General features: G+C 69.0%; 17 protein-coding genes and 1 pseudogene. 6 read left to right on the forward strand and 12 right to left on the reverse strand.

The window, feature by feature from the left end; all coding sequences use genetic code 11:
* Positions 1-46: 46 nt before the first annotated feature.
* The 4 genes from BN2156_RS19935 to BN2156_RS19950 all read left to right on the forward strand — a co-directional run bounded on the left by BN2156_RS19935 (position 47) and on the right by BN2156_RS19950 (position 4277).
* Positions 47-928, forward strand: coding sequence for a LysR family transcriptional regulator (locus BN2156_RS19935; RefSeq protein ID WP_090516691.1), 882 nt, complete (start codon positions 47-49; stop codon positions 926-928).
* Between the two features lie 46 nt (positions 929-974).
* On the forward strand, positions 975-2180 hold the full coding sequence (locus tag BN2156_RS19940; RefSeq protein ID WP_210436676.1) for an MFS transporter: 1206 nt from the start codon (positions 975-977) through the stop codon (positions 2178-2180).
* Between the two features lie 73 nt (positions 2181-2253).
* Positions 2254-3483, forward strand: coding sequence for an acyl-CoA dehydrogenase family protein (locus tag BN2156_RS19945; RefSeq protein ID WP_162490896.1), 1230 nt, complete (start codon positions 2254-2256; stop codon positions 3481-3483).
* Complete coding sequence (locus BN2156_RS19950) at positions 3480-4277, forward strand: tyrosine-protein phosphatase (RefSeq protein ID WP_090516692.1); 798 nt, start codon at positions 3480-3482, stop codon at positions 4275-4277. Before BN2156_RS19945 ends, BN2156_RS19950 begins: the two co-directional genes overlap by 4 nt.
* 13 nt (positions 4278-4290) lie before the next feature.
* Here the strand turns inward: BN2156_RS19950 and BN2156_RS19955 are convergent, their stop codons facing one another.
* The gene (locus BN2156_RS19955; RefSeq protein WP_090516693.1) at positions 4291-4563 is read right to left on the reverse strand and encodes a hypothetical protein; all 273 of its coding nucleotides are present in this window, start codon (positions 4561-4563) and stop codon (positions 4291-4293) included.
* Between BN2156_RS19955 and BN2156_RS31390 the strand changes: the two genes are divergently transcribed.
* The gene (locus tag BN2156_RS31390) at positions 4516-4755 is read left to right on the forward strand and encodes an Rv1535 domain-containing protein (protein WP_264035355.1); all 240 of its coding nucleotides are present in this window, start codon (positions 4516-4518) and stop codon (positions 4753-4755) included. The two genes, BN2156_RS19955 and BN2156_RS31390, sit on opposite strands and share 48 nt — an antisense overlap.
* Positions 4756-5055: 300 nt before the next feature.
* Here the strand turns inward: BN2156_RS31390 and BN2156_RS31450 are convergent.
* The 8 genes and pseudogenes from BN2156_RS31450 to BN2156_RS19995 all read right to left on the reverse strand — a co-directional run.
* A pseudogene (locus tag BN2156_RS31450) lies at positions 5056-8664 on the reverse strand (HAD-IC family P-type ATPase); the annotation flags it as partial.
* 83 nt (positions 8665-8747) lie between these two features.
* The gene (locus tag BN2156_RS19965) at positions 8748-9188 is read right to left on the reverse strand and encodes a hypothetical protein (RefSeq protein WP_090516694.1); all 441 of its coding nucleotides are present in this window, start codon (positions 9186-9188) and stop codon (positions 8748-8750) included.
* Between the two features lie 73 nt (positions 9189-9261).
* The gene (locus BN2156_RS19970; RefSeq protein ID WP_090516695.1) at positions 9262-9810 is read right to left on the reverse strand and encodes a YceI family protein; all 549 of its coding nucleotides are present in this window, start codon (positions 9808-9810) and stop codon (positions 9262-9264) included.
* Positions 9807-10295: a DUF456 domain-containing protein gene (locus tag BN2156_RS19975; RefSeq protein ID WP_090516696.1), complete on the reverse strand. Its 489-nt coding sequence runs from the start codon at positions 10293-10295 to the stop codon at positions 9807-9809. Before BN2156_RS19975 ends, BN2156_RS19970 begins: the two co-directional genes overlap by 4 nt.
* Positions 10292-11002: a methyltransferase domain-containing protein gene (locus BN2156_RS19980; protein ID WP_090516697.1), complete on the reverse strand. Its 711-nt coding sequence runs from the start codon at positions 11000-11002 to the stop codon at positions 10292-10294. Before BN2156_RS19980 ends, BN2156_RS19975 begins: the two co-directional genes overlap by 4 nt.
* Positions 11003-11011: 9 nt before the next feature.
* Positions 11012-11707: a haloacid dehalogenase type II gene (locus BN2156_RS19985; RefSeq protein ID WP_090516698.1), complete on the reverse strand. Its 696-nt coding sequence runs from the start codon at positions 11705-11707 to the stop codon at positions 11012-11014.
* Positions 11707-12684 carry an NADPH:quinone oxidoreductase family protein gene (locus tag BN2156_RS19990; RefSeq protein ID WP_090516699.1) on the reverse strand — a complete coding sequence of 326 codons (978 nt, stop codon included), beginning with the start codon at positions 12682-12684 and terminating at the stop codon, positions 11707-11709. Before BN2156_RS19990 ends, BN2156_RS19985 begins: the two co-directional genes overlap by 1 nt.
* A 5-nt stretch (positions 12685-12689) precedes the next feature.
* Positions 12690-13553, reverse strand: a complete 864-nt coding sequence (locus BN2156_RS19995) for an SDR family oxidoreductase (protein ID WP_090516700.1) — start codon at positions 13551-13553, stop codon at positions 12690-12692.
* 218 nt (positions 13554-13771) lie between these two features.
* On the opposite strand from BN2156_RS19995, the gene BN2156_RS30905 reads away from it, so the two are divergent.
* Positions 13772-13939 (forward strand): hypothetical protein, encoded by a 168-nt coding sequence (locus BN2156_RS30905; protein WP_090429246.1) that lies wholly within the window; start codon positions 13772-13774, stop codon positions 13937-13939.
* Positions 13940-13995: 56 nt separating this feature from the next.
* Here the strand turns inward: BN2156_RS30905 and BN2156_RS20005 are convergent, their stop codons facing one another.
* The 3 genes from BN2156_RS20005 to BN2156_RS20015 all read right to left on the reverse strand — a co-directional run bounded on the left by BN2156_RS20005 (position 13996) and on the right by BN2156_RS20015 (position 16595).
* On the reverse strand, positions 13996-14928 hold the full coding sequence (locus tag BN2156_RS20005; protein ID WP_090516701.1) for a class I SAM-dependent methyltransferase: 933 nt from the start codon (positions 14926-14928) through the stop codon (positions 13996-13998).
* Positions 14925-15887 (reverse strand): SAM-dependent methyltransferase, encoded by a 963-nt coding sequence (locus BN2156_RS20010; RefSeq protein ID WP_090516702.1) that lies wholly within the window; start codon positions 15885-15887, stop codon positions 14925-14927. Before BN2156_RS20010 ends, BN2156_RS20005 begins: the two co-directional genes overlap by 4 nt.
* A 72-nt stretch (positions 15888-15959) precedes the next feature.
* Positions 15960-16595: a TetR/AcrR family transcriptional regulator gene (locus BN2156_RS20015; protein ID WP_090516703.1), complete on the reverse strand. Its 636-nt coding sequence runs from the start codon at positions 16593-16595 to the stop codon at positions 15960-15962.
* Positions 16596-16708 lie beyond the last annotated feature (113 nt).

Below are 16708 nucleotides of genomic sequence, written 5' to 3' on the forward strand. Positions count from 1 at the left end.
CATGGCACAGCGCGGGTAGGTGATCAGCGCGTTTAGAGTCGGCAGTATGCATCTGGACGAGCTGCAGTGGTTCGTGGTGCTGGCCGAAACCGAGCATGTCACCGATGCCGCAGCCGAACTCGGCATCAGCCAGCCCACGTTGTCGCGCGCACTGGCCCGGATCGAGGAACAGGTCGGGGTGCCGCTGTTCGACCGGGTCAACCGGCGGCTGCGTCTCAACGCCTACGGACACATCCTGTTGGAGCACGCCCGCCGGAGTATCGCCGAAATGCGCTCGGCCACTGAACAGATCGCGGAGTTGCGCGACCCGGATACCGGCACCGTGCGGCTGGCGTTCCTACACTCGCAGGCCGGCTGGTTCGTACCGGATCTGTTGCGACGGTTTCGTGCCGAGGCGCCGTTGGTGCGCTTCGAGCTGTACCAGGGCCCTGCCCACCACATCGTCGAGCGGCTGGCCAACGGCGAAGCCGACCTCGCGATCACCTCGCCGCGTCCGGACGGCTTCCGCTGGCGCGGGCTGTACATGGAACGACTTTGCCTGGCGGTCCCGCGCGACCATCGTTTCGCCCGGCGGTCCCGGATCCGGCTGGCCGACGCCGGTAACGAGCCCTTCGTCGCGCTGGCACCCGATTTCGGATTGCGCCAACTCACCGACGAGCTGTGGGCCGAGGCCGGGATATCACCGCCGGTGGTGTTCGAGGCCATGGAGATCCCGACCATGGAAGGCCTGGTGGCTGCGGGTTTCGGGGTGGCCGTGGTGCCGGTACCGCGGCCCGAACGTGCCGAGCCGGGCGCCGCGTATGTGCCGCTGTCGGAGAGTTCTGCCAAGCGTCAGATCGGTCTGACCTGGCACGCCGACCGCCAGCTGCCGCCCGCCGCGGCACGCCTGGCACAGTTCGTCATGCGCAGTGTGCATGAACTTGAGTAATTTGATGCATTGGACACATCTTTGCCGGCATCCTACCGTCGGTTGAGTGTCCGCCTCCCTGACCTCCGTTGACTGGCAGGGGCATACACGCGGCTCGAGCGAGTACCGGCGCCTGCTGGCCGCATTGTTCTGCGCCGGGGTCGCGACGTTCGCCCAGTTGTACTCACCCCAGGCCGTACTGCCGCTGATCGCCCGCGACCTGGGCACCGGCGCCGCCCATGCCGCATTGACGATTTCGGCGGCCACGGTGGGCCTGGCATTGGGCGTGATCCCGTGGTCGGCCCTGGCCGACCGCATCGGCCGGGTCCAGGCCATGACGATATCCATCACGGCGGCAACGGTTCTCGGACTGATCGTGCCGTTGGCCCCCAGTACGGAACTTCTGCTGTCGGGCCGGGTTGTCGAAGGTCTGATGCTGGGCGGAGTGCCCGCGGTGGCCATCGCCTACCTCACCGAGGAGATCGAAGCCGGACATGCCGCCCGCGCGGCAGGCACCTACGTCGCCGGCACCACGATCGGCGGGCTGGCCGGCCGACTGGTCACCGGGCCGATCGCTGAGTTCGCCGGATGGCGCGTCGGCGTGCTGGTGGTCGCGGTGCTGTGCGGGCTGTCGGCGTTCGCGTTCGTCAAACTCGCGCCGCCCGCGCGCGGCTTCACCCCGACCCGCAGCCGCAACCTGGGCCGGCGGTTGGCGCAGAACCTGCGCTCACTGCGTCAGCTGGTGCTCTACAGCCAGGGCTTCCTGCTGATGGGCGGGTTCGTGGCGATGTACAACTTCCTCGGCTTCCGGCTGATGGACGCCCCGTTCAGCCTGCCGCAGACCGTGGTCAGCCTGGTGTTCCTGGCCTACCTGTCAGGCACGTGGGCCTCGGCGAGGGCCGGCGCGGAGGCCACCCGGTTCGGCCGCAAGACCGTGCTGCTCGGCTCGATCGCCACGATGGTTGCCGGCGTCGCGATCACCCTGGCCGGCAACGTCATCGTGGTGCTCATCGGACTGGTGATCGCCACCGCAGGATTCTTCGGCGCGCATGCGATCGCCTCGGGCTGGGTCGGCGCCGACGCCGGTGACGGCAAGGCGCAGGCGTCCTCGCTGTACAACCTCTTCTACTACGCGGGTTCCAGCGTCATCGGCTGGGCCGGTGGACTGGCGTTCGACCACGCCGGGTGGCCGGCCTTGGCCGGCACCGTAATGGGTCTGGCGGTGCTGGCCGGGGTGCTGGCCTGCACGCTCACCAACAGGCGGGACCGGTAGGCGGGTCCCGACCGCGAGGCTTGCGGTCATGCCACCTGTCAACCTGTCTAACCATGTGGCTATCGTGGCTGGCATGGACTTCGCGCTGTCGGCCAAGGCGGCTGATTACCACTCCCGGCTCACCGACTTCATGACCGGGCACGTGCTGCCGGCTGAGGCCTCCTACCACGCGTATCGCGAGGAGAAGGGCCCGAAGGATCACACGGTTCCGCCGGTGGTCGAGGAACTCAAGGTCAAGGCCAAGGACGCGGGCCTGTGGAACCTGTTCCTGCCCTCGGAGTCCGGGCTGACCAACCTGGAGTACGCGCCGCTGGCCGAGCTGTCGGGCTGGAGCATGGAGATCGCCCCCGAGGCGCTCAACTGTGCGGCGCCGGACACCGGGAACATGGAGACCTTGCACCTGTTCGCCAACGAGGTCCAGCGCAAGCAGTGGCTGGAACCGCTGCTGGCCGGCGAGATCCGCAGCGCCTTCGCGATGACCGAGCCCGCCGTGGCGTCCTCGGATGCCCGCAACATCGAGACCACGATGCTGCGCGACGGGGCCGACTACGTGATCAACGGCCGCAAGTGGTGGATCACCGGGGCGGCCGATCCGCGCTGCAAGATCCTGATCGTGATGGGCCGCACCAATCCCGATGCCGCTTCGCATGCCCAGCAGTCGATGATCCTGGTGCCTGTCGATACCCCCGGGGTGGACATTCAGCGTTCACTGCCGGTGTTCGGCTGGCAGGACCAGCACGGGCACTGCGAGATCGTGTTCGACAACGTGCGGGTGCCCGCCGAGAACCTGCTGCACGAAGAGGGCAGCGGCTTCGCGATCGCCCAGGCCCGGCTGGGCCCGGGCCGGATCCACCACTGCATGCGAGCGCTCGGCGCCGCCGAGCGGGCCCTGGCCCTGATGGTCGACCGGGTGCAGAAGCGCGTCGCGTTCGGCAGGCCACTGGCCGAGCAGGGTGTGGTGCGCGAGTCGATCGCCAAGTCCCGCAATGAGATCGACCAGGCCCGCCTGCTGTGTGAGAAGGCCGCCTGGACGATCGACCAGGAAGGCAACAAGGCCGCCCACGTCCTGGTCTCCCAGATCAAGTCGGTGGCCCCGCAGATCGCCTGCAACGTCATCGACCGGGCCATCCAGGTGCACGGCGCGGCAGGTGTCAGCGACGACTTCCCGCTGGCCCGGCTGTACTCCTGGCACCGCGCGATGCGCCTGTTCGACGGACCCGACGAGGTCCACATGCGCACCATCGCCCGTGCGGAGCTGGGCCGGGAGAAATCGCCTCTCGCTGCGGCGGTGATCGCGCAGTGACCACCGGACTGGGAGAACTGTCGGGGGCGTGGAACTTTCGGGACGTCGCCGACATCGCCGGAATTCGGCCGGGCCTGCTCTACCGCTCCAGTCAGCTCAGCCAGCTCTCGGATGACGGCCGGGCGGTGTTCCGTCGGCTCCGTATCACCGACGTCGCCGACCTGCGGTCGCACCAGGAAGTGCAGCGGCAAGGCACCGGACAGGTGCCCGACGGAGTGGCGGTCCATCTGCTGCCGTTCCATCCCGACGACCCGTCGAATGACGCGCCGCACGAAAGCACCTTCCAGCGGGTGATGGCGGAGTCCGTCGAGGGCGAGGACCCCGCCATCGCGGCCCGCCGGTACATGACCGAGGTGTACGAGGAATTCCCGACCCTGCCGGGTGCGCACAGCGCAGTACGCGAGGTGATTTCTCTTCTGGGACAGGAACGTCCGGTGCTCGCGCACTGCTTCGCCGGCAAGGACCGGACCGGTTTCACCGTGGCCACAGTGCTGGAGGCGGTCGGGGTCGACCGCGACCGCATCTTCGAGGATTTTCTGGCCAGCAACGGCGCGATCCCGTCCCTGCGGAACCGGATCATGGAATCGGTACGGGCGCGGGCGCAGGAAGCCCCGGAGATGATCACCTATGCCGAGGCGCGGTTGACCGACGAAGTGCTCGGTGTGCGCGAGGAGTATCTGGCTGCGGCCTGGACCAAGCTCGACGAGGCCTACGGCTCGGTCGGTGGCTTCCTCGACGCGGCCGGGGTGTCGGGCAACGACATCGCGGCGCTGCGGGCCAAGCTCGTCGGGTAGCCCTCGGCGGGCGTCAGGCGTCCTCCAATGCCTCACCCACCTCTTGGATCACCCGGTTGTGCTCGTTCTGCATCAGCAGGTGCCCGGCCCCGAGCAGCACCGCAACGGGCCAGTCGATGATCTCGACCGCCGCCAGGATGCCCAGCGCGCCGTAATAGGCCAGTTGCTCTGGGTGCGGCACCTTCACCCGTCCCACGACCGGCAGTGTCACGGCGAATCCGCGCGCGCTCCGCACGGCATGCACCGCATCGCGGTGGCCCTTGGCTTGTTTCGAGTTTTCGGCCATTGGTCACCTTTCCGTCACGTCGACTTCGATTTCTCGAGATCTCGGCTTCGCACCGTGAGACGCGTGAGAACTTTCGGTTCCGGCGCTCCTTCCGATCCGTTGACCGACGCCGTGTCCCGCGTGCTGGTTCTCCCGTTGCGGGAGCTGTACGCGGTGCTGTGGCGCTGCGGTGTGCTCGACATCGACGACTGAGACGGCGACTGCACCGCCTGAACGATCCTCGGCACCAGTCGCGGCGCGACGGCGGCAACGCCGGTGGCCACACCGGCCGCGCATCGCCACGGTCCGCCACAGCTCGGCCTGGTCGGGTCCGTGACCGGCCCCCGCTGCCGAATGTGCGGTCGGACTCACCGCCAGCGCAGCTGCCGGAAGGGCATCGGTCATCATGTTGACCAGCAGCAGCTGGCGGGTGTTGAGCGGTGACCGTCCGGTGAGTGCACTGCCCATGATGGAGAACGCCACTTCGCCCGCGTTGCCGCCGAGCAAGACCGCCACCGCGGCCTGCACGCGCCGCCACAACTGGTGTCCCTCGTCCAGCGCGTCGGTCAGGGCACCGATGCGCCCGTCCAGCAGCAGCACGTCGGCCGAACTTCGGGCCGGGTCGCTCCCGCGCGCGGCCACCCCGATCCCCACCGTGGCCGCCCGGATCGCGGCGGCATCGTTGGCGCCGTCGCCGACCATGGCGCACACCTGCCCGGTGCGTTCCAGGGTCTGCACGATCTGCACCTTGTGCTCAGGGGACATCCGCGCGAACACCAGCCGTTCGGCGACCGCCCGCTCCTGACTGCGGCGTGGCATCGCCACCCATTCCTCGCCACTCATCACCTGCTCGGCGGTGACCGGCATACCTAACTCCGCGGCGATCGCCTTGGCGGTCACGGGATGATCCCCGGTGATCAGGCGGACGCCGATCCCGTTGCGTCGCAAGCCGTCCAAAACGTGGGCGGACTCGGGGCGCGGGGTGTCGGACAGGCCCACGAGACCCACGAACTTCAGCTTGTCCGTGCACATTTCGGCGAACTCGTCAGCGTCCGCACGGGCACGGCGGGCCTGCCCGCCGGTCACCGGCCTGCGGGCTACCGCGAGCACCCGCAAGCCGTTGCGGGCCATCTCGTCGACCGTGCGCCCGACCGCAGGCGCCAACTCGTCGCAGGCCGCCAACACCACCTCGGGCGCCCCCTTGATGACCAGCTCGTCGTCGAGCAACGCGGCCGAGAACTTGCGGCCGGAGCGGAATGGCAGATAGACGCCGGCTCCCTCGAAGCTGTTGGCGCCGGCAGCCGCCTCGACCACGGCCGCATCGGTGGCGTGCTCATACTGCTCGCCGTTCTTGGGCGGGGTGGCGCGGGCGGCACATTCGAGCACCTCCCGCTCGGAAACCTCTCCGCCCACGGTCCGGACCTGCGACACCCGCAGGCGGTTCTCGCTGAGCGTGCCGGTCTTGTCGAAGCACACGACATCGACGCGGCCGAGCGCCTCCACCGACCGCGGACTGCGCACCAACGCCCCGGAGCGGGTCAGCCGCCGCGCCGAGGCCTGCTGGGCCAACGTCGCCACCAACGGCAGCCCCTCGGGCACGGCTGCCACCGCCACCGCGACCCCGCTGGCCACCGCACCGTGCAACGGCAACTTGCGGAGCAGGCCGAACCCGGTGACCAGGGCACCGCCGGCCAGGCTGTAGGGCAGGGCCCGGTTGGTGAGTTCGCGCAGCTGCGCCTGCAGACCGACCGCCGGGCCGGTGCTGTGGCCCAAGTCCGCGGCACGCCGAGCCTGCGTCGCCGCACCCACCTCGGTCACCACCGCGACGACTGTCCCGGCCACCAATGTGGTTGTGGCATAAAGCATGCAGTGCCGTTCGGCCAGAATGGCGCCGGGGGTGGCCGCAACCTGTTTGGGCACCGGCAGTGATTCCCCGGTGAGCGACGCCTCGTCGGCTTCGGCATCGACCGCCTCAAGGATGCGCGCATCGGCCGGCACGACTTCCCCGGGGCGCACCTCGATGACGTCGCCGGGACGCAGCAGCTTGGCCGCCACCCTTTCGTACTTCCCGCGATCACGGTCCCGCCCGACCCGGCGGGCCGGCGGATCCTGTACGGCCAGTAGCCGGCTCAGCAACCGTTCTGCCCGAACCTGTTGGGTGGCAGCCAGAATCGCGTTGCCGGTCAGTACCGATCCGACAAGTACCGCATCCACCGGGGAACCCAGCATCGCGCTGGCCGCCGATCCGACCGCCAGCACCGGGGTCAGCGGGTCGGACAACTGCGTCCGCAGGGCACTCACGAGTTCGCCGACCTGCCGGGGAAGAAGACCGCCACGTCCACCGTCGGGCTCCGGTGGACCGGCCCGTTGTTGGGCGCGAACTGTTTCGGCGATCCGCTCCTGTACCTGTTCCGGTGTCATGGCGTGCCAGTCCTCGAAGGAGGCCGCCTTGGGCGCCGGATCGCTCAGAACACGGTGAGCCAGCCAGTATCCCGAAGCCAGGCCCGCAGCGGCGCCGGCGGTGACCGGGCCTGGGCCGCGGCCACGAACCCCGGGGACCATCAGCAAGGCGCCCAACAGCGTGCTGCCGGTCGCGAGTTCCACCCCGCGCTCGCTGGCCCGTCGCGCGGCGGGCACGGCGTGCAGCAGGCGCCAGACCGCGGCCAGGTCGTCGGTGAGGACGTCGGCATGCCAGGGGATCCCGGCACCGGCATGCCCGTTGAGCACCCCGACCGCGAAGTCGGCGGCATCGATGGCCCGGACCGCATCCAGCGACAGCACCGCCACGGTGCGGCCATCACGCTGCAGGGCGTCGACCGCGGCCGCCAACGCCGCATCGACGTCGCTGCCGGCCTGATAGAGATCGTCGAAGGAGGACCGCAGATCGCCGAGGTCGTCGATGTCGAGAGACACCGCGTGTGCGTCGGCCCGGCGGATCTCGGTCAGCACGCTGTGGGCCAGCGGGTGATGGCTGTTGCGCACCAAGACCTTGCCGCGGCTCCTGCCGTTGCGCTCGGCCCCGGCGAAGGCCGGTGCCACGCGGTGCCAACCGGCACTGAGCGCACCGGCGTCGAGGCGGCCCTGGGCCCACTGCCACACCGCGGCGCGGTCGGATTCGACCACGTCGCGAAACTGCCCCACCCGCAACTCGTCGGTGACCAGTATCCGGGGATCCACCACCACCGCGTCCACCCGGTCGAGCAGGCGTAACGAGTTGGAGCGCAACGGAAGAACACCGTACCGATCAGCCACGCCCCGGCCCAGAGTGCTGGCGAACGCCTCGCGGGAGTTGCGGGCCGCCTTGGGCGCGGTGACGACGGCGGAGGTGGCTGCGGCACCGGCGCTGCCCGACAACAGCCCGACCGATGCGGCCGCCGCGGCCTGGGCCCGTCCGCAACGCTCGGCGTGCCGCTCCACGGGGCCGTGAGGCAGGGAGCACGGGCGCGGCGCCACCGCGGGGACGGCTTCGCATTCGGCTTGCGCCGCAAGCTTGGGTTCGTGGGCCTGCCAGGCATTGGCCGCTGCGGCGGTCTCGGCGAACTGGGACAGGTGGCGAAGGAATTCGACGGCGACGGTGGCGGGCGCCTGGGTGAGCGCGTAGACGGTGGCGGCGCAGACACCGAGCGCAGCGTCGGCCGCCTGCGGGCCGAGCCGAGCCTCCACCAGCGCCCGCACCTTCGGTTGGTAGTCGACGGCGCTGACGACGGCCATCAGACCCACCGGCAGCCGGGGCAGCATCATCGTCCGGCCCACTGCCGCGACACCGACCCCGACGCCGTTGGCCGCCGCCGCTACCCCCTTGAGGGCCAGCACGATTCCGTCTCCCGGCAGATCAATGGGCCGCGTCGCCGGCCCAGACCTCGGCTCCCCGGCTTCGGCCCGGGCCACCGCCTCGCACAGCCGGGGCAGATCGATCAGGGCGGGCTCACTGTCGTCGATTTCGACGATCACGCGGGACAGCGGGTAGTTCAGCTGTACCGTCCGCACCCCGGGTTGGTCTCGGATCTCCCGCAGGACCGCGGCACCGATCTTCCGGCCCCCGTCGGCCGACAAGCCGCGCACCTCGATCCAGCACCGGCCGTTACCGCGCCAACACCGGCGCGCGGGGGTGCCGCCGACCATCTCCACCGCTGCCGACAGCGCGGTCTGCACCGGCGCCGCAGCCACGGCGGCTGCGCCGTTGACGAGCCGGCCGAGCGCGCTGATCACTTAGCGCGAGAGGTCGCGCCGGTGCGTCGAGCTGTTGACCGGCGGCCCGACGCCTTGGCGGTACTGCTCTTCGAGGAGCGCGCCGGAGATCGCTTGGCCGGCGACGACCGCCGAGACGGCGCCGCGGCGGAAGGAGTCTCCGCGGCCTGGCCGTCGCCAGTGCGCTGATTCAGTTGGTGGACCACCAGCGCCGCGCCACCGACAGTCAGCAACAGCGGCCACTCGACGAGGCCCGCTGCCCCCACCGCGGCGAGGGTGAGGGCGGCCGCGGCCGGCGATCTGCTGCCTTGGCTCACCCCGTCGCGGATCCCCGCGCCTACTCCTTTGATTCCTCCCACCACACCGTTGACGGCTGCGCCGCCGACCGCACCCGCGGCGGCTGTGGTGGCATCTGCGGTGCGGCTGACTGCCTGCACGGCACCTGAGACGATGTTCACGACCGGACTCCTCACGTTCACCGAACAGCGGCTACCCCGTTACCCGGCGTTCTACACGCGATGGAGCCACTCGCTAGTGGTCGTCCTTTTCCACGGTGGCCGCGAGCGTCACCCGTACCTCGTCTGCCACCTTCATCGCACCCATGAGCATCGAGTACTGCTTGATGCCGAAGTCGGTGTGCCGCACGCGCGCCTCGCCAGAGATGCGCCAGCAGTCACCGAGATCTTCAGCCCGTACCTGCACGGCCTGCGCCGCGGTGCGCCCGTTCAGGTCGAGCGTGCCGGAGACCCGCAGCGCGTCCTGATCCCGGTCGATCTCCTGCGACACGAAGTGGGCCTGGGGAAATCGCTTCGCCTGCAGCGTCTTCGACGCATTGGACCGGATCAGCGCCTTCTCGGCCCCCGACAAGGGGGTCATGCCGCCCTCACCGCGCAGCACGTCGAGGGAATCGAGATCGACCGTCACCTCGACCGCCGACGGCTGGTCTCCGTCCCATTCCACGACCGCCTGCCATGAGGTGACGGCGATGGTCAACCGATGACCCATCCGTGACGCGCTGCCCGTCACACCGGTATGCAGCAACAGTTCGCCCGAGTCGGGAGCCAGCGCCCACTGCGTCACGACGCGATCACCAGACCCGCTACCCAGGTGATGGTCGCCAGTAGCGCCCCGGTCAGCTCGACGCCCACCGACAGCGCAACCCCCTTGAGCGCGTGCACAGTTGACACCCAGGCTCGCCGATAGTCGCGGCGTACGGCCAGCTCGGCCAGGTAGACACCCGCGACGAAACCGATGACGAGCCCGATCACCGGAATGACGAAGAACCCGATCAGGCCGAGGATTCCACCGGCCACCAGGCTCCAGATCCCCACCTCGGCGGCCCGCATCCGGCGTACCGGCCACACGTACTTGATCACCTCGGCAGTCACGAAGAACACGGCCGCGATACCGAACGTCACCCACGACACCGCCGTCTGCTCGACGATGGCCCACACCGCGATCGCGGCGAAGACCAGAAACCCGCCGCCGGGCAGGACGGGCAGCACGATGCCCACGAGCCCGATGGCGATCACCAATGCGACGAGAACGACCCCGAGTGTGCTCACGGTTTCTGCCCACGCACCCACTGCATGGTGCCGACGCTCTTGGACCGCACCCGTTCCAGGCCGAGCCCCTCGAACCGGTCAGCGAGCTCGTCCTCGGAGAAGAAGCGGGCGCCGCCCTTCGACAGCAGCCGCGCCGGTCCCCGGCCGGCCACCGTCGGCACCATGATGGCCATGCGGCGGCCGGGGCGCAGCACCCGCACCATCTCCGCCAGCGCCGCCTCGGCGTCGGGAATCAACTGCAGCACCGCGATCGATGTCACGGCGTCGAAGACCGCGTCGCGGAACGGGAGTTTCTGCGCGTCGGCGCGCAGGAAACCGACCTGGCGGCCCGCCTCGGCCTCGACCGCGCGGGCCAGCATGGGCTCGGAGATGTCGACGCCGAACGCAAATCCGTCCAGGCCCGCCGCCCGCGCCAGCGCGGCCGTCACGTTGCCTGGACCGCTGCCGACATCGAGGGCGATTCCGCCGGGTGGGATGTCGAGCCATTCGGTGGGCTCCTGCCACGCCGTCATCAGTTTGCGGCCGATTCCCTGGGCGTTGTCGTAGAGCATCGACCCGAGCGGTGATGCCCACACCTTCTGGATGAACCCGGCATTCTTCGGTGCGTCACTGCCGTCGCCCAACAGATCGAGGTACCCCTTGCCGACGTCCGGCTCGGCCGGTGGATCGATCAGGAGATCCAGTGCCTTGCTGAGTGCGGTGTCCACAGCTCTACGCTACGCACCGAGCTGGTCGGCGAGGTCGACAAAATCCGTCGCGGTGATGTCGAAATCGTCGGCCGCGACATCGTGCGGAGCCCGGCCGGGCCCATACTCCAAGGGCCGGGCCACATACGCGGTCCCGAGCCCGGCCGCCCGGGCCGCGCGCAGGTCGGAGGGATGAGCGGCGACCAGCGTCAGCTCCTCGGGCTCGACGTCGAGCAGCTCGGCACACCCCAGGTATGCCTGCGGGTCCGGTTTGTAATGCCGGAACAGTTCTGCCGAGATCACGCAATCCCAGGGCAGCCCGGCGTGTTTGGCCATGTTGGTGAGCAGGGAGACGTTGCCGTTCGACAGCGTCGTGATGAGGTAGCGCTGCTTGAGCCGGGCCAGCCCGGCCACCGAGTCCGGCCACGGATCGAGCCGGTGCCAGGCGCGGTTGAGGTGGTCGATCTCGGCATCGGAAACCGGGATGTCCGCGGTGCCGAGCAGGTCGACCAGGATCGCCCGATGCAGATCGTCGATCCTGGTCCACGGCAGCTCACCGCGGCGCACCCGGTCCATCGCCGGGGCATAACCGGCCCGCCAGCTGTCGGCGAATGCCGGCCAATCCCGTTGCAGCCCTCGGTGTTTGCCGAAGGCTTCCAGCTCAGCGATGATGCTGGCCCGCCAGTCCACGACGGTCCCGAACACATCGAAGGCCAGCGCTCGCATTACGGCTCCAGGACTAGCTTCCCGCGCACCTGCCCACTGGCCAACGCCTCGAGGGCGGCCGCACCGTCGGACAACGCGAACCGCACCGGTGGCGGCGGACGCAATCCGGCATCCACAAGCTTCGTCAACTCAGCCCCGACCTGTGCCTGGGCTTCGGGGTGGCGGCGCACGAACTCGCCCCACCCAACACCGACCACGCTGACGTTGCGCAGCAACAACCGGTTGACCTTGACCGTGGGGATTCCGCCGCCGGCAGCGAATCCGATGACCAGCAGCCGGCCTTCGGGCGCGAGCACCCGGATCGCGTCGTCGAACGCCGGGCCGCCGATCGGGTCGACGACCAGGTCGACGCCCTGCCCGCCGGTCGCCTCCATCACGGCTTCGCGCCAGCCATCGGCCAGCGGCAACACCACGTCGGCGCCGAGTGACGATACGAACTCCTCGGCGCCGGACCGGTGCACCATCGCGATGACCTTGGCGCCCATGGCTTTGGCGAGTTGGATCGACGCCGCGCCGATTCCGCCCGCCGAGCCGAGAACCAGCACCGTCTCCCCAGCCACCAGTCCGCCGCGGCGGGCCAGGGCGAACTGCATCGTGTAGTAGTTGCCCAGCAGCGATGCCGCCTCGCCGTCGTCGAGCCCGTCGGCGGTGGGGATCACGTTGGCCGGTACGGCCGCCACCTGCTCGGCATACCCACCGATCATCGAGAACGCCGAAACCCGCTGCCCCGGCGTGAACCCCGAATCCTCGGGCGCCGAGCGCACGGTGCCGGCCACCTCCATGCCCGGCGTGAACGGCGGCTCCAGCCGCAGCTGGTACTCACCGCGCAGCAACAGCAGATCGGGGAAGCAGACGCCGGCGGCGCCGACGTCGATGACCACCGCACCCGCGTACGCGGGATTTCCGGCCAGATCATCGACGTCGACGTACGCCAGCCCGGACGTACCGGTAAGTGCCTGCGCTACAAGCGCTTTCACCCGTTCTAGCCCAGCTTGAAGCTGGCTTGCTGAGCGGCGGACAGATCGGTGATCTCGCCCCACTTGGCGGCGATGTCATCGACCGAAGGCACCTCGGTGAAGGTGATGCCGTCGTTCTGGAACAGCGCGGTGCGCTGCACCTTGCCGCCGCCGACGATGAACACCGAGTCCGTGTCGGGCAGTTCCTCGGTCATCAGGTAGGCCACGACCGGGGCGACGTACTCGGGGGTGAGCTTCTCGAACACCTCGGGCGGCAGGATGTCCTGGGTCATGCGGGTGGCAGCGATGGGGGCGACCGCGTTGGTCTTGATGTTGTACTTGGCGCCTTCCTGGGCCAGCGTGTTGATCAGGCCGACCAGGCCGAGCTTGGCGGCACCGTAGTTGGCCTGACCGAAGTTGCCGAACAGGCCGCTGGTGGAGGTGGCGACGACGACGCGGCCGAAGCTCTGCTCGCGGAAGTGCGGCCAGGCGGCGCGGATGACGTTGTAGCCGCCGTAGAGGTGCACCTTCAGCACCGCGTCCCACTGCTCGAAGGTCATCTTGTGGAAGGTTCCGTCGCGCAGGATGCCGGCGTTGGACACCACACCGTCGACCTTGCCGAACTCGTCGATGGCGGTCTTGATGATGTTCTCGGCGCCCTCGGGCTCGGCGACGGAGTCGTAGTTGGCTACCGCACGCCCGCCGGCGGCCTTGATCTCGTTGACGACCTCGTCGGCCATGTTGTGGCCGGCGCCGGTGCCGTCGCGCGCGCCACCCAGATCGTTGACGACGACGCTGGCGCCCTCACGGGCGAGCGTCAGGGCGTACTCGCGGCCCAGACCTCCACCGGCTCCGGTGACGACGACGACGCGGTCCTGCACTCCTGGCATGGGGAATCCTCCTCGATAACGGGCCGCAAAACGGCTCAACTCCCCTCCTGTATACGGCGGGCGGATAACTGCCGGTTAACCGGGTCGGTCACGGCCCGGGCTGGCGCATTCCTGCCACCGAACGGTCAATTGCCGCCAACGTCGCCGATCAGGAATCAACGGCCGCTGCCTTTAGTTGAACCAATCAAGAAAGCAAGAGAAGGAAAGAGGCAGAGGAAATGAAGAAGTTCGGATTTACCGCAATGATCGCAAGTGGTCTGGCCGCCGCCGTCCTGGGTCTCGCCGGCCCCGCCTCGGCCGACGTGTCCCACCACAGCTGGCTCGACCAGATCGGCCCGCACGTGACCGTGCCGCACGTCGACACCACCGTTCACCAGAGCCACTGACCGGACGACAGAAAACGGGGCGCTCCTGACGGGAGCGCCCCGTTTGTCTTTGTGGATCAGAGTTTTTCAGCGGTGACGAACGTGGAGAACGCACGCGTGTCGTCGTGCTCGATCTCGACGTAGCGGCCCAGCCGGCGCATCTCGTCCAGTGAGTGCACCCCGCCGGCCCGCCACCCGTGAGCGCCCAGCCACTCGGCGACGTCGGCACGGTCGGGATCCTCATAGATCAGGTCCTGGATGTTGAGCGCCTGCTCCATGTTGAACTGCGCCGCAAAGCGCTCGAAACGCTCACGCATCTCCTCTCGCCGCTCGCCGGCCGAAACCCCGGCGGTCTCCGCGGCGATCCGGCTGCCCGGCGCCGACAACTCGGTGACGAGCTCGAACAGCCGGTCCTGGGCGTCGGCCGGCAGGTACATCAGCAAGCCCTCGGCCAGCCACGCGGTCGGCTGCCCATCATCAAAGCCCGCGTCCCGCAGTGCCTTCGGCCAATCCTGGCGCAGGTCGATGGGCACCTCGCGGCGCTGCGCGGACGGCTGCGCACCGTGTGCGGCCAGGGTTTCGGCCTTGTACTCCAGCACCTTGGGCTGGTCGATCTCGTACACCGTGGACCCGGCCGGCCACTCGAGGCGGTACGCGCGAGAATCCAGACCCGAGGCCAGGATCACGATCTGGCGGATGCCGGCCTTGGCGGCCTCGGCGAAGTACTCGTCGAAGAAGTGCGTACGCACCGCCTGGTAACTGCCCATGTGCTCGAAGATCTTGGCGGCGTCTTCGTCCACCTCCGCGATCTTGGCGGCGACATCCTGATCGAGCAGCGTCTCCCAGAAGCCGGTTCCGGCGCCGGCGACCAAGATCGCCGCGTACGGATCGCGGATCAACGGGTTCTCCCGGCCGGTCTCTCCGGCCCGGGCGGCGGCGACCATGACGGCCGTCGAGCCCACGCTGGTGGCGATGTCCCAGGTGTCGTCGTGGCTGCGCAGTGAGCTCATCGGGTTTCTCCGTCCAATCGGGCGCGCAACAGCACGCTGTCCAAGCCGAGTTCTTCCAAGTCGTCGGCAACGGCCGGCCGGCCCAACCGGGCCATCTCGTCGGCGCTGTCCACCGCGTCCACGTCCCAGCCGTGTGCCGCAAGCCATTGGGCGGCGTCGGCCCGCTCGACATCGGTGTACATCAGGGCGTCAGCGTCGATGTCCAGCCCCAGCGAGGTGCGCATGTGCTCGCCCCGGGCCCGGCGGGCAGCCCGCTTCTCCGGGGTATAGCGGGCGGGGTCCAGGGCGAAGTCCTCGACGGCGAGGCGGCTGCCCGGTGCGCTGTGGGCGCCGACCAGTTCGAACAGCCGGTCTTGGGCCTCGGCCGGCAGGTACGGCAGCAGACCCTCGGCGAGCCATGCGGTGGGCTGCGCCGGGTCGAAACCGGCGTCGATCAGGGCTGCGGGCCAGTCGTCTCGCAGGTCGACCGGCACCGGGACGTGCTCTGCGCGCGCGACGGCTCCGTGCGCCTGCAACGTCGCGGTCTTGTACTCGAGCACCTTGGGCTGGTCGATCTCATAGACCGTCGTGCCGGCCGGCCAGTCGAGCCGGAACGCCCGCGAGTCCAGCCCCGCGGCCAGGATGACGACCTGACGGATGCCGTCGTGGGCGACCTCGGAGAAGTAGTCGTCGAAGTAGTGGGTCCGCACGGCCTGGTAGTTGCGGGCCATGACGTGGATGCGGTGGGCTTCGGCGTTGTCGCCGATCCAGTGCGGTTCGCTGCCGGCCAACTGTGCCCACGCCGGTCCGGCCGCCGCCACCAGGAGGAAGGCGAACTCGTCGCGAATCAGGGAATCGGGTTGTGCGGTCTCGGCGGCACGGGCGGCAGCCACCGCCAGCGCGGTTGCCCCGACGCTCTCGGTGACGTTCCAACTGTCGCCCTCGGCCCGACCCGGCCGCACATCGCTCAGATCAGTCATTTGCCAAGCAATGCTACCGAATAACTTAGCCTAGCTATACGGTGATGTGGGGCACCTCACGGCCCCGATGCGTCAGTCGCGCAGGTGCCAGAGCTTGTTCGCCATCAACAGTTCAAACTTGTCGACGATGACCGCCACATCGTCGCGATGCCCCACGTAACCGGCGTAAAAGCCCATACCCCACATCACCGCGACCAGCATCTCCACGATCGCCGGGATGTCGGTGTCGGTGCTCAGCTCGCCGCCCTGGATCGCCTCGTCGACCGCCCACTTGACGAACTCCCGGGAGCTACGCAATGCGTCGTGCTCCTCGGAGATCAGTTCGGGATGTCGCTGGGCCTCCAGCACCGACGTGACCAGGAACGCCGCCGCCGAGCGGTCGGTGGACTCCGCATCCATCGCCGCGGCGAAGAACGCCGAGATCCGGTTCAGCAGCGTGGAGGCTTCCCGCGCCTTGGCAATGCCCGCGGCGATCACCTTGGCGTTGGTCTGCTCGACTACATCGCGGTACAGGACCCGTTTGCTGCTGAAGTAATGGTTGATTGCTGGGCGGGTGAGATCAGCACGGATCGCGATCGCCTGGAATGTAGCTGCGTCGTAGCCAAGTTCGCTGAAAACTTCACGGGCAGCACGCACGATGCGTTCTCGGGTCTCCGCCGCCTTTGCTGCGGGAGGACGTCCCGGTCCTCGGCTCGCTGTGTGGGCCACGTTCAAATTGTGCCACACGTCACCTAGGAGTCCCCATGCCGTCATGTTCGTGTGCGTTAAATGCGGCTGACCAGCAAAGCCCCGCCGCGCCCGGGAACCGGCCACGAACTAGC

Source organism: Mycolicibacterium neworleansense (assembly GCF_001245615.1).
In the GTDB taxonomy this organism is placed as follows: Bacteria; Actinomycetota; Actinomycetes; order Mycobacteriales; family Mycobacteriaceae; genus Mycobacterium; species Mycobacterium neworleansense.

Coding starts and splice junctions, on each gene's coding strand:
- BN2156_RS20010 (WP_090516702.1), bottom strand. CDS start 15,887: ATGACTGATCTGAGCGATGTGCGGCCGGGTCGGGCCGAGGGCGACAGT.
- BN2156_RS19945 (WP_162490896.1), top strand. CDS start 2,254: ATGGACTTCGCGCTGTCGGCCAAGGCGGCTGATTACCACTCCCGGCTC.
- BN2156_RS19985 (WP_090516698.1), bottom strand. CDS start 11,707: ATGCGAGCGCTGGCCTTCGATGTGTTCGGGACCGTCGTGGACTGGCGG.
- BN2156_RS31390 (WP_264035355.1), top strand. CDS start 4,516: ATGCACCGCATCGCGGTGGCCCTTGGCTTGTTTCGAGTTTTCGGCCAT.
- BN2156_RS30905 (WP_090429246.1), top strand. CDS start 13,772: ATGAAGAAGTTCGGATTTACCGCAATGATCGCAAGTGGTCTGGCCGCC.
- BN2156_RS19955 (WP_090516693.1), bottom strand. CDS start 4,563: ATGGCCGAAAACTCGAAACAAGCCAAGGGCCACCGCGATGCGGTGCAT.
- BN2156_RS20005 (WP_090516701.1), bottom strand. CDS start 14,928: ATGAGCTCACTGCGCAGCCACGACGACACCTGGGACATCGCCACCAGC.
- BN2156_RS19935 (WP_090516691.1), top strand. CDS start 47: ATGCATCTGGACGAGCTGCAGTGGTTCGTGGTGCTGGCCGAAACCGAG.
- BN2156_RS19995 (WP_090516700.1), bottom strand. CDS start 13,553: ATGCCAGGAGTGCAGGACCGCGTCGTCGTCGTCACCGGAGCCGGTGGA.